At 66.8% G+C, this 10,967-nt stretch carries 11 protein-coding genes and 1 tRNA gene; 7 read left to right on the top strand and 5 right to left on the bottom strand.

What is annotated here, in order from left to right; genetic code table 11:
• Window positions 1–85 precede the first annotated feature (85 nt).
• Window positions 86–2,158, top strand: a complete 2,073-nt coding sequence (locus tag PX52LOC_RS32025) for a matrixin family metalloprotease (RefSeq protein ID WP_149113896.1) — start codon at window positions 86–88, stop codon at window positions 2,156–2,158.
• A 75-nt stretch (window positions 2,159–2,233) separates the two neighbouring features.
• On the opposite strand, the gene PX52LOC_RS32020 is transcribed toward PX52LOC_RS32025, so the two are convergent.
• A complete protein-coding gene (locus tag PX52LOC_RS32020; RefSeq protein ID WP_149113895.1) occupies window positions 2,234–2,641 on the bottom strand; it encodes a hypothetical protein in 408 nt (135 codons plus the stop codon).
• A 204-nt stretch (window positions 2,642–2,845) separates the two neighbouring features.
• On the opposite strand from PX52LOC_RS32020, the gene PX52LOC_RS32015 reads away from it, so the two are divergent.
• From PX52LOC_RS32015 to PX52LOC_RS31990, 6 genes are all read left to right on the top strand, one after another.
• Window positions 2,846–3,583 (top strand): RraA family protein, encoded by a 738-nt coding sequence (locus PX52LOC_RS32015; protein ID WP_149113894.1) that lies wholly within the window; start codon window positions 2,846–2,848, stop codon window positions 3,581–3,583.
• A 70-nt stretch (window positions 3,584–3,653) separates the two neighbouring features.
• Window positions 3,654–3,725: transfer RNA gene (locus tag PX52LOC_RS32010), tRNA-Cys, on the top strand.
• Window positions 3,726–3,840: 115 nt separating this feature from the next.
• Entirely contained in the window at window positions 3,841–5,094 is a 1,254-nt protein-coding gene (locus PX52LOC_RS32005; protein WP_149113893.1) for a site-specific integrase, read from the top strand.
• A 533-nt stretch (window positions 5,095–5,627) separates the two neighbouring features.
• The gene (locus tag PX52LOC_RS32000; RefSeq protein WP_149113892.1) at window positions 5,628–6,959 is read left to right on the top strand and encodes a patatin-like phospholipase family protein; all 1,332 of its coding nucleotides are present in this window, start codon (window positions 5,628–5,630) and stop codon (window positions 6,957–6,959) included.
• Between the two features lie 100 nt (window positions 6,960–7,059).
• Window positions 7,060–7,413: a hypothetical protein gene (locus PX52LOC_RS31995; RefSeq protein ID WP_149113891.1), complete on the top strand. Its 354-nt coding sequence runs from the start codon at window positions 7,060–7,062 to the stop codon at window positions 7,411–7,413.
• The gene (locus PX52LOC_RS31990; protein ID WP_149113890.1) at window positions 7,376–7,744 is read left to right on the top strand and encodes a hypothetical protein; all 369 of its coding nucleotides are present in this window, start codon (window positions 7,376–7,378) and stop codon (window positions 7,742–7,744) included. The genes PX52LOC_RS31995 and PX52LOC_RS31990 overlap by 38 nt, the downstream gene beginning before the upstream one ends.
• On the opposite strand, the gene PX52LOC_RS31985 is transcribed toward PX52LOC_RS31990, so the two are convergent.
• The 4 genes from PX52LOC_RS31985 to PX52LOC_RS31970 form a co-directional block, all read right to left on the bottom strand.
• Window positions 7,741–9,807: a hypothetical protein gene (locus PX52LOC_RS31985; protein WP_149113889.1), complete on the bottom strand. Its 2,067-nt coding sequence runs from the start codon at window positions 9,805–9,807 to the stop codon at window positions 7,741–7,743. The two genes, PX52LOC_RS31990 and PX52LOC_RS31985, sit on opposite strands and share 4 nt — an antisense overlap.
• 36 nt (window positions 9,808–9,843) lie before the next feature.
• Window positions 9,844–10,152, bottom strand: coding sequence for a hypothetical protein (locus PX52LOC_RS31980; RefSeq protein ID WP_149113888.1), 309 nt, complete (start codon window positions 10,150–10,152; stop codon window positions 9,844–9,846).
• A 26-nt stretch (window positions 10,153–10,178) separates the two neighbouring features.
• On the bottom strand, window positions 10,179–10,556 hold the full coding sequence (locus PX52LOC_RS31975; RefSeq protein WP_149113887.1) for a hypothetical protein: 378 nt from the start codon (window positions 10,554–10,556) through the stop codon (window positions 10,179–10,181).
• 61 nt (window positions 10,557–10,617) lie between these two features.
• A complete protein-coding gene (locus PX52LOC_RS31970; RefSeq protein ID WP_149113886.1) occupies window positions 10,618–10,965 on the bottom strand; it encodes a hypothetical protein in 348 nt (115 codons plus the stop codon).
• Window positions 10,966–10,967: the final 2 nt, after the last annotated feature.

The raw sequence follows: 10,967 nt of genomic DNA, 5'->3' as shown, positions 1-10,967 counted from the left end.
GCCGTGGCGGGATCGTCGGTGGGTTCGCGATTGAACTGTGTTACCCCTCTCCCTTGATATTTCACAATCTTTGGTCGTACTCTCCATGAAACGATCGAATCCCCTCCGCGTTGAATCGTTGGAAGACCGGACCGTTCCCACTCTCTTCGGCAACCCCTGGCCGGACCCGGGCCACCTGACGCTCAGTTTCGTCCCCGACGGGACGGACGTGGGCGGCCAGCCCTCGGACCTGTTCCGCACGCTCGACGCACAGTTACCAACCGCCACGTGGCAGCAGGCGATCAGCCGCGCCCTCCAGTCGTGGGCGTCGCAGGTCAACATCGACTTCAACATCGTCCCCGATAACGGCCAACCGCTCGGGCAACCTGGGCCGGTGCAGGGGAATCCGAGGGTCGGCGACCTCCGCATCTCTGCGCGGCCGCTCTCGGACGATGTCATCGCGATCGGCAACCCGTTCAACCTGTTCAGCAATTGGGGCGGGGAGATCGTCTTCAACAGTAACAAGCCGTTCGGCGAGGCGGCGGCCGCGGACCGGTACGATGTTTACACCGTGGCGCTCCAGGAGACTGGGCACGCCCTCGGCCTCGACAACAGCCCCGATCTCGACTCGGCGATGTACACGCACTACTCCACCGCCCGCACGGGTCTCGCCCCGTCGGACGTGGTCGAGATTCGCAAACTCTACGGAACCCGTACCGCCGACGCGCTCGACCTGGCGCACGCGAACGAAACGTACTGGTCCGCGAGCGAACTGGCGTTCGTCTCTGACGCGACCGCACAGCTCGCCGGCACTGACGGCACGAGCGGTTCCCGACCGCTGGTCGCGGCTGGCGACCTGACGACCGCGTCGGACGTGGACTACTACAGCGTCAGGAACCCGAGGTACTCGACGGGGTTCACGGTCTCGCTCCGCACCGACGGCGTGAGCCAACTTCGGGCGAAGGTCAGTGTCTACGATTCGACCGGAAGGCTGCTCCAAAGCTCCCTCGCGGTGCCGCCCGCGCCGGGTCAACCGTTCGACCTGCAGTTCAACGGCGTGAAAGACGACGCGACGTACCGGGTCAAGGTCGAGGCGGCCGATGCCAGCGTCTTCGGGGTCGGCGGCTACAAACTCGCGGTCGGCAAAGAAGCCCACGCGGCCGTGATGGCCGCCGCGCCCGTGCTGTTCACGACATCGGGCGGGACGATTTCCGGCCGGAGCGAGACCGGCGGACTTCTGGCCAATAACTACTTCTGGAGTACCACCGACCTGGGCACCGCCGGGCCGAGTACCGACGCTCGTTGGGATTTCGTGGGCCGCGCCGCAATCGACTACCAGCTCGACAGTGATTTCTACACCGTGCGGACCGGGTCCGATACGCCTTCCGTGTTTGTGGCGACCACCTGGGCCACGGCGGGCAGCCAACTGGACCCGACGATCGACGTTTTCGACAGCTACTTTCGGCGCGTTCCCACGGAAGTTCTGGAAGACGCCCGCGGGCGTTACACCGTCCAGTTCCAGAACGCGCAGAAGAACACGAGCTACCACGTCCGGGTCCGCGCGGCCGATTGGACCAATCCGACGACCGCAAAAGGCGACTACCAGTTCGCGGCCGACTTCCGCACTCAGGCGATCCAACTGACCACCTTCGCGGACGTGACCCTCCGGGGGGCAACGAACCAGGCGTTTATCTCGCTGGACGTGACGCGGTCCCAGTCGACGTATTTCGACGTGACCGGCACCGGGAGTGCGAACGCCGCCGTTCAGATGACGGTTTTCGACCCGAACAACCAGCCGGTCCTGACGCTGACGGCCATCGGGGGCGAGATGAGCGGGCAGGCCGTACTATTAAACCCCGGTCGGTACACGGTCCGCTTCGTGGCGGCAACTCGAACCGGGGAAGCCCTCTCGACGTTCGGCGTGCGGGCGCGATACGCCCTCGTGTCGGACCCGATCGGGCCCATCTTGCTCGACCCGCCTTCGTTGCCCCCGACGGTCCCACCACCGCCCCCACCGCCGCCGCCGGACGAAGATGGATCGGGAACCTTCCTGATCCTGGGACTTCTCAACCCGCCGTCTGTTGGCTCCTCGACGGCGCAGCCAATCGTGTGGGTGTCGGCCACGCTCCAGCCAATTTTGTTCGCAGACCCCTCAACGCTGTTCGATGACTGGTGGTGAGGTCGACAGCGGAAGATCGTAGAGCAGTGGCTCCGCAATCGTAACCGCCGATGATGGGTGCCGTCCGATCTCGCGTTACTTCTTTCTCTTTGGCGGCGCGGTTGCGGACGCGGCGTTGACCGTCGTGGGCGAAGGGCCGATGATGTAACCGTGCTGCTTCAGGAGAGGCACGAGTTGGTCCGCCTGTTGGATCGCGTTCACGGAATCGACGCGGGCCAGCCCGATGGCGAGGTACCACATCTTCTCACGGTCCCGCGGGGCCAGGTCGTCCGGGTCGGTGCCGAGTTCGTTGACGAGTTTCTTGTCGAACTTTGCGACCTTCAAAACGCCGGCGAGTTGCCGCCACGTCAGACCCGTCGAAATCACGGTGCCGTCTGCTTTACTGATCCGCCGCCCGATCAAGATGTGGAAGACGCCGGGCAGGTGGTTCTTGGCGAGGTGATTGTCGTCGATCAGTTCCAAGAGGATCCGAATCTCGTCCATTCCGTGACTCCGGTCCGATTCCTGGAAGGCCGTCCTGCACAGGCTCTATTTTGCCCATCTCGCGACTTTTGCCAAGAGCGATTCAGACTACCTGTCTTGTGGCCGATCCCGCAACCCGAATCCGCCAGTGTGGTCGTCGAGACTGCACCGGGCCAATTTTCTATGTTGAGTTCGTGTAACCGGGTCTTACCGGAGAAGCCCACCATGAATTGGTCGATCCATACGCCGGACGTGCTGGCGGAACTGCGGCGGTACGACACGCCGACGATTTGCAACGTCCTGGAACTGTTCGACGCCATGCCGCGCACGTCGAGTTATCTCGACGGCCGGATTCGGGCGTGCTTCCCGCAACTGCCGCCGATGGTCGGCTATGCCGTAACGGCGACGTTCCGGGCGGGGGCCAAGCCGAAGGCCGGGGATGTCTACGCGGGGTTGGAGAAGCAGGCGAGGTTGTTGGCGGAACTCGACGGCCCGAAGGTGATCGTGTTCCAGGACCTGGACGACCCGACCGTGGCGGCGACCTTCGGCGAAGTGATGTGTACGACCTATCAGGCCTTCGGCAGCGTCGGCCTCATCACCAGCGGGGCCGGCCGCGACCTGGATCAAGTCGAAGCGATCAAGTTCCCGTGCTTCACGAACGGCACGATCTGCTCTCACGGCTACTGCCAGATTGCGGACCTGAACGTGCCCGTCCGGGTGGGCGGCGTGTGGATCAACCCCGGCGACCTGCTGCACGGTGACCGCAACGGCGTGGCCGTCATTCCGCACTCGCTGGCATCCGCGACGGCGGGCGGCTGCCCCCAGTTGGCGACGGCGGAGGCGATCGTATTGGATTATCTGAAGTTGGGCCGTCCCACGGCCGACGGGTTTGCAACGGCCCGCAAAGAGTGTCACCGTCAGGTTCAGGAATTGTCCGAGCGACTCAAGTCCGGCGTGCGATGAGCCGATTGATAGGGTGTATCGGTTGACAGTCCTTGCTGGAACCCATACGATTCGAAAGGTCGAATATTTTGGCCCCGTAGCCAAGTGGTAAGGCAGCGGTTTGCAAAACCGTTATCCCCCGGTTCGAATCCGGGCGGGGCCTCTCGGTTCAACTCCTTAACGCCGAAGCTTTTAGCTCAACCTCCCACGACGGGAGCGCGGCCGAAAAATCCGAGATCGGGGGTAGTGGACTACCCCCGATCGACGGAGGCCGCTTCATGGCACGTCGAGTTCCCGCGTATCGTTCGCACCAATCCGGCCAAGCCCGCGTGACGATTCCACAGCCCGATGGCACCCGCCACACGGTGTACCTCGGCCCGTTCGGGTCGGCCGAGTCGAAGGCCCGGTACGCCCAGATCATTGCCGCCCTGAGCCGGGGCGAACCCCCGCCGGCGGCGAAGGCACCGGCCGCCGCCAGTTCAGTTGGTCGGTCCGTCAACGAAGTGATTCTCGCGTACTGGCAGCACGCCGAGGTCTACTACGCCGGCCCGGGCGGGAAGCCGACGGCCGAACTGAACCACATCAAAACGGCCCTCCGCTTCGTGCGGGTGCTGTACGGCGATTCCGCGGCGGCCGACTTCGGCCCGGTCAAACTGGCCGTCGTCCGGGCCGCAATGGTCGAACGTGGGTGGTGCCGGCCGTTGGTGAACCGCCGTGTCGATCGGGTGCGGCGTTGCTTCAAGTGGGCGGTGTCGCAGGAACTGGTGCCGGGGGATCGGTACGAGGCCCTCCGCGCCCTGCCCGGTCTCCGCCGCGGGAAGACGGCGGCCCCGGAACCGGACCCGGTCGGGCCGGCCGACCCGGGGGCGGTGGCGGCCACCCTGCCGCACCTGTCGCGGGTCGTCCGCGGGATGGCCGAGGCCCAGCGGTGGGCCGGGATGCGGCCGCAGGACGTGTGCAACCTGCGGCCGATCGACCTGGACCGGTCGGGGCCGGTGTGGGTGTACACGCCGCCGGCGCACAAGACGGCCCACCGGGGCCAGCGGCGGGTGATCCACCTCGGCCCGAAGGCCCAGGCGGTGCTGGCCCCGTTCCTGGCGACCTGCGCCGACCCGTCGGCCTACCTGTTCACGCCGGCGGCCGCGGTGGCCGAGTTCCACGCGGGCAGAGGGGCGGCGCGGAAGACGCCCCGGTGGCCGTCGCACCTGGACCGTAACAGAAGCAAGCGGAAGGCCGACCCGAAGGCCGCCCCCGGCGGGCACTTCTCGACTGGCAACTACAGCCGGGCGATCGCCGCCGGGATCGCGAAGGCGAACGAGCGGCGGGCGAAGATGGCCGCTGGCGGCGAGTTCGACCCGGTCCCGGCGTGGGCACCGAACCAACTCCGGCACCTGCGGGGGACGGAGGTGCGGAAGGCGTTCGGGCTGGAGGCCGCGCAGGTTCTCCTCGGCCACGCCCGGGCGGACGTGACGCAGGTGTACGCCGAGCGGGACTTCGCGCTGGCCGCCAAGGTCGCCGCCGAGACGGGGTGAGTCGAACGGTGCGCATTCGGTAACGATGCCGGGCAGGGTGCCCGTAGTGTGGGCACCCTGCTACGCAGAAACTTTCCTGGTGTCAGGAAAGTTTCCAGAGAAGCACTTCCGCGGCCAGCGATTGCGAAGAGTATCGGCATAAGTGATACCCTTCGCCCGGCCCGACGACAGTGGTTCACCACGTCCGGCGTTGTAAGAACGCCCCACAAGTCAGGGCCATCGCTTCGCGCGGATGGATCGCACAGGGGCCGTTTCGTCACGAAGGCCGCTAAAATCGCCGACAGTGAACTTTTGTCCAGGTCCGCACTCCTTCCCGCCCGCGGGGGAGATCCTGCGGTAGACGCAATCCTGGGGCCTTCTGGAAGGGCGTACAGTTCCCGAAGCCGCGAGCCCTCGGAATAACGCCGGGCGATGATGGGTGTCATTTCAACGTGCCACTGACTGTTCGGACTGCGCCCCCGACGCGGAATGAGAGTGGCCTTGATGGGCGAGCCGGCGGCGACTATTTCCTCCCGCCCGCCGAGACTCGCACCATGCGCCCCGTGATCGCCGCACTCCTCCTGTCCGCGACGGGCCTGACCCTGACCGGGTGCCGCGCGCACCCGCCGCCCGTCTCCCCGACCGCGGCCGGGCTGAACGTCCGCGACCTCGTCGACCCGGCCGCCCAGGCCGAGGCCGAAGACCTCAACCCGCCCGACCAACTGGCGATTCTCGGCGAGCGGTTGCGGGTCGAGCGGAAGGCCGGCTCGGCCGATCGCCCGCCCCGGCACGTCCTCTGCCTGTCCGGCGGCGGCGCGTTCGGCGCGTTCTCGGCCGGCGTCCTCGTCGGGTGGACGGGCCGGGGCGACCGGCCCACGTTCGACGTCGTCACCGGCGTCAGCACCGGCGCGCTCATCGCCCCGTTCGCCTTCCTCGGCCCCGAGTACGACCCGACGATCACCGACCTCTACACCACCATCCGCACCCGCGACCTGTACCGCCTCCGCCTCCTCACGGCCCTGCTCGGGGAGTCGTTCGCCGACAACCGCCGCATGGCCGCCCGGGTGGACGCGGCCATCTCGCCGGCCGTCACCGCCGCCATCGCCGCGGCCCACCGGGCCGGCCGCCGGCTGTACGTCGGCACGACCGAGCAGGAGGGCAAACAATTCGTCGTCTGGGACGTCGGGGCGATCGCCGCCGGGGACGCGGCCGGCGGCCGCGAGTTGATCGTGCAGATCTTGCTCGGGTCGGCGGCCCCGCCCGGGTTCTTCCCGGCGGCCGAGATCGGCGTCACCGTGGACGGCGTCCGCCGCGTCGAGCGGCACACCGACGGCGGGGTGTCGCAGTCGATCTTCTTCCGCCCGCCGTACGTCCCGCCGGAGGCCCGGTCCGACCCCGCGGCCCGGGACTTGGCCGGGACCCGGGTGTACGCGGTCGTGGCCGGGAAGTTGTACGCCGACCCGGAGGCCATCCGCCCGCGGGCGATCTCGCAGGCGAGCAAGAACGTGGCGGCCACCGTGTACGCGCAGACGCGGCGGAACCTGCAACAGGTGTACGCCGACTGCGTCGTCGCCGGCATGGACTACCACCTCGCCGCCATCCCGCCCGGGTACCCGGCCCCGCGGTCGAGTTTGGAGTTCCGCCCGGCCGTGATGGTCCCTTTATTCGAGGAAGGCCGGCGGGTGGGCGGGTCGGCCGCCGCGTGGCGGACACTCCCGCCGGGGGCCGGGCCGGGCGAGGGGCCGCTAGCCCGGGCGGGCACGGCCCTGACGCACCGGCCGCGGGGGCCGGCGCAGCCCGTCCTCGGCCCCGACCGCTTGATCCGGCCGCCGGCGTCGGACCGCGGCGGTATTCCGGCCGTGCCGCGAGAGGCAGCGGTCAAGTAGTGGCCGAGCCGGGTGAAAACCCGCTACCTCGTTGCCGAATTCCTTCACGAGGGCGAAGATGTTAACGGCTCACTGAGCCGCTAACCGATCGGAGGGGTGCATGCGACACGCGAAGTTGGTGGCCGTTCTGATCCCGGCGTTATGGCTGACCGGCTGTGGCGAGACACATACCCACGCCAAGAGGCCGGTCGACCCGCCCGCGGTTGCGCCCCAACCCCCGAAGGAGGAGCCGAAGGCAATAACGCCGGAACAGAAGGGGAAGGCTGTCGTCCCCGAGCCATATCATCGCGCCGAAGACGGACCGTTCACGTTCGGCGACGCCACCATCACCTTCGAGGGGGCGGCGTGGTACAAGTACGAAAAGGCGATCGACACGATCGTCGTCGTGGTCAAAAATCGAGTACGGCAACGACGCGATGCCCGCCATCATCAAGGGCTTCGCCGGCAACAGTGACGCCGTTCGAAAGCTGACAGGCAAGGGCGTTGTGAATGCACCGGCCAATCAAACCGACCTGGTCGCCAAGAGCGATGCGGGCGACTCGTGCCGCCTGTTGCTTCGCACCCTGCGACTCCGCGATTGGGGCGAGGAGGCGTCAAAGGCGGACGTAAAGACCGAAGAAGTCAAAGTGAAACCCGGGTTGACTTACCGTTGGGTTTTGAACTTTGAACGCCCGATCCCCAGGGCGAAGCGACTGCTGATCGATCTTCCGGCCGCGGACATGGGCGGCCAAGGCGTCATCCGCCTCGACGTGCCGAACGTCGAGCAGTGGAAGGGGAAGGACTAGGCCACCTCGATCTCTTCGAAGCGGTCGTTGAGTTTGCTCAGGAGCCGATTCTGTTCGCTGAGCTTCGTGTTCGCCAACGCGAGTTCCGCGACCTGATCGCGTGCGGCCTTCGCAACTTGTTCCATCGCGTTTTCGCCGCCGCTCCTGAGTTTCGCGATCGCGTTGACCGTTTCTCTCTGCCCCTCCTGCATGGCCTGAACGGTGCTGCCGCCGAACAGGTTGCCGGCCCGCTCGCCAACGTCGTTCGCTTCCTCAACTGGTTTCGGCAACGCGGCCCTCTTCTCGCGGTTCTCTTTCGTCTTCTTCTCGCCGCGGTCGAAGACGTTCTTGATAAACCCTTCAACGTCAAGGCCCGTCTCTCCCGCGTTAGTGTTCTCAAGGTCCGTGGCGACCTTGTCGAGTGCCTGGCGGTACTCGCCGATGGTTTTTCGCCACGCCTCGGCTTCCTTCGACCCCGCCTCGAACGCACGGCCGGCCGCTCCGGGCAACAGTTCCGCCATTTTCTTGAACAACTTGCTCACCACGCCGACGACCGTTTCCACCAGCGTCACGATGGGCGTAACGAGGTACTCCACGAGATACCCGCCGATCTGCTTGAAAATGCCGCCGAGGTAGCCCAGGCTGAAACCGAGCAGGCCGAACGCTTCCTTGCCGATGTTGGCCACGTTGGCGATCGACTCGCCCCACTTCTCAGTCGTTTCGTCCACCAGTCCGAGGCGCGTGAGGACGCCCTGGACAAAGTTGGCCACGTTGGCGAGTGGGGCGCGGACGATGGCCCACAGGTTGTCCATCGACTCGCCCACCCGGTACACAAAAGAGGCGACGAAGTCGCCCCACTTGCCGACGGCCTGATCGACGAACTCGGTGAGCCGCGTCCACACGCCTTCGAAATCGCCCTTCAGCAACTCGCCGATGCCGATGTTCGACGCGAGGTCTTTGATCTCGTTGAAGGCGTCCTTCGCGTCGTCGAACGTCTCCTTCCACCAACCCTTGATCTGGTCGAACACCGGCTGGAGGGATTTCAGGAACTCGTTCGCCTGTTCGAACACGCCCTTGAAGTCGATCACGTCGCCCAGCCCGGCCCCGAGACTCTTGCCGAGCCGGCCGCCGAAGTCGCCGAGACCGAGCTTCTGCCCCAGGAACCCGCCGGCGGCCCCGCCGAGTTCACCGCCGATCTCGCCGCTGCTCATGTCGGAGAACGCGGCGATCTTGCTCTTCGTCCCGCTGCCGAAGTTCGCGATCTTGTCGGACAGGGAGTCGACCCGCGTGACGAGCGACTGCAACGACCCTTCCGGGCTGTTCAGGAAATCCCGCACGGTCGTCTTCGCCTTGCCCCATGTCGCGGACATGGCCGTGCCGATCTTCTCAACGCCGGATTTGACGCGGGTCCACGCCCCGTCCGCGAGCGAAGCCGCCTTGTCCCACGCCGCCCCGGCGACTGTGGCCACCTTGTCGAACGCCCCCTTGAAGTCGATCGCGGCGACCTTCTCGCGGGCCTTCTGGAACGCGGCCTGTGCCGTCGTGGCGATGCCGTCGAACACCGGCTTGAGACCACTCACGGCCGTTTCGACGGCCTTCGCCAGCGTGCCGACGCCAGCCCCGGCATAGCTGCCGATCTTCTTGCCCACGTCGCCGCCGAGCAACTTGCCGAGGTCGGCCCCGCCCTTCACCCCGATCTCGACCGTGCCCAAACCCTTGAACGTGTCGGCGTACTTCTTCACGGCCGCGACGTAGGGTTCGACCTTCGCGTTCGCTTTTGCCAGTGCCGCCCCGGCCGCCGTGCCGATCTCGTCGAACTTGCCCTTGATGGTGGCCGACACGGTTTGGAACGTGCCGCCGATCGGGGGAATGGCGGCCGCCACCTTGCCCTTGATCGCGTCGAACGCGCCGCCGAGCTTCGTGGCGATGGCGTCCCGCAGTTCCTCGGCCTTCGCCGCGACCTTGTCCACGTCCGCGTAAATCGTGCCCGCCCAAGCGTCGGCACTCGCCTCGGACCCGGCGAGTGCCCTTTCGAACCCGCTCGCGTCCGCGGTCAACTCCACGACGACCGATTCATCCGCCATGTCCACCTCTCCTTTCACGCGGCTCGGTGAGCCGCACTACGCCTCCGCCGCCCGTTGGCTCGGGCCGATGGCCGATACGGACGCGCACTGTGATGAAGCCCACGCGCGGAACCCGCGGCCGATGTTCTTCTTGTCCGCCTTCTTCTCGCCGTCCCCGAGTGAGTGGAACAGGGACGCCGGGTTTATCGCTTCCCCGTTGAACGCCCTCGCCGGAATGATCGCCGAAACGGCGGCCCGCAGGTCGTCTTGCGCCCCACCGAACGGCTCGATCTCGGCGAACGCACTCATCAGCCACCAGTCGGCCATCGTGCAGCGGGCGGCCAACTCCGACGGCAGCAGGCCCATCGCCAGAGACAGCCGGAGGAACGACCTCAGCCAGCCGTCTCGGGTGACGACTTTTTTGCGTCCGCCCGCATCGCCTCCATGCCCTTAATCGCCTGGTCCACGACCCGCACGGCCACCGGGAGCGGGATGCGGTCCAACGCGGCTTGCTGGGCCTCGGTCGGCGGCTTGGCGGCCGTGAAGAACGGCGTGCCGTCCGGCCGGCAGATGACCGCGGGCAGCAACGCGCGGGCGATTTCGGCCCCGCTCTTCCCGCCTTCTTGCATCTCGTTCAGCCGCAGGGCCGTCGCCATGCCGATCGGGCACAGGTGGATCACTTGCCCCTCGCCGAGTTCCGGCACCGGCACCTCACTTTGCGGGGGCAGGACTTTGTTCTGGTCGATCAGGGCTTCGAGAATCGACGACATGGAAAATCTCCTTGGAGCGAACACGGGGATCCGTCGGTCGGTACGGCCCGACCGGCCTTGGTCAGATCGGCGGGACGATGACGATGATGAGCGGCCGGCCGACGGCGAGTTCGGCCGCGATGTCACGGGCCGGTTCGGGGTCGGACGGGGAGCCGAGGGCGATCACCCGGTCGGCGACGGCCGTGAGACTTTCGACGACGGTCGTGCCGAGGTCGGCCACGGCGGCGTTGACGCGGTTAACCTCGCCGGTCAGGCTGGCGACCGCCCGGCCGACGGCTTCCTCGATCCGCGTCGCATCCGCGGTCACGCGGCCCATCGCATCGGCGACGGCCTTGGCGAAGGCGGCGTCGACGCGATTACACGACGCGGTGAAGTCGTTCAGTAGCTCATCAACTTTGGTCACGTTCATGG

It is taken from the genome of Limnoglobus roseus (assembly GCF_008254045.1).
GTDB classification, from domain to species: Bacteria; Planctomycetota; Planctomycetia; order Gemmatales; family Gemmataceae; genus Limnoglobus; species Limnoglobus roseus.
The sequence above is the reverse complement of the archived record's forward strand: the minus strand, read 5'-3'. Positions and strand labels throughout refer to the sequence as shown.

What these genes read in the sequence shown, in the direction of transcription:
- PX52LOC_RS32025 (WP_149113896.1), top strand. Translation starts at nt 86, where the DNA reads ATGAAACGATCGAATCCCCTCCGCGTTGAATCGTTGGAAGACCGGACC.
- PX52LOC_RS32020 (WP_149113895.1), bottom strand. Translation starts at nt 2,641, where the DNA reads ATGGACGAGATTCGGATCCTCTTGGAACTGATCGACGACAATCACCTC.
- PX52LOC_RS32015 (WP_149113894.1), top strand. Translation starts at nt 2,846, where the DNA reads ATGAATTGGTCGATCCATACGCCGGACGTGCTGGCGGAACTGCGGCGG.
- PX52LOC_RS32005 (WP_149113893.1), top strand. Translation starts at nt 3,841, where the DNA reads ATGGCACGTCGAGTTCCCGCGTATCGTTCGCACCAATCCGGCCAAGCC.
- PX52LOC_RS32000 (WP_149113892.1), top strand. Translation starts at nt 5,628, where the DNA reads ATGCGCCCCGTGATCGCCGCACTCCTCCTGTCCGCGACGGGCCTGACC.
- PX52LOC_RS31995 (WP_149113891.1), top strand. Translation starts at nt 7,060, where the DNA reads ATGCGACACGCGAAGTTGGTGGCCGTTCTGATCCCGGCGTTATGGCTG.
- PX52LOC_RS31990 (WP_149113890.1), top strand. Translation starts at nt 7,376, where the DNA reads ATGCCCGCCATCATCAAGGGCTTCGCCGGCAACAGTGACGCCGTTCGA.
- PX52LOC_RS31985 (WP_149113889.1), bottom strand. Translation starts at nt 9,807, where the DNA reads ATGGCGGATGAATCGGTCGTCGTGGAGTTGACCGCGGACGCGAGCGGG.
- PX52LOC_RS31980 (WP_149113888.1), bottom strand. Translation starts at nt 10,152, where the DNA reads ATGGGCCTGCTGCCGTCGGAGTTGGCCGCCCGCTGCACGATGGCCGAC.
- PX52LOC_RS31975 (WP_149113887.1), bottom strand. Translation starts at nt 10,556, where the DNA reads ATGTCGTCGATTCTCGAAGCCCTGATCGACCAGAACAAAGTCCTGCCC.
- PX52LOC_RS31970 (WP_149113886.1), bottom strand. Translation starts at nt 10,965, where the DNA reads ATGAACGTGACCAAAGTTGATGAGCTACTGAACGACTTCACCGCGTCG.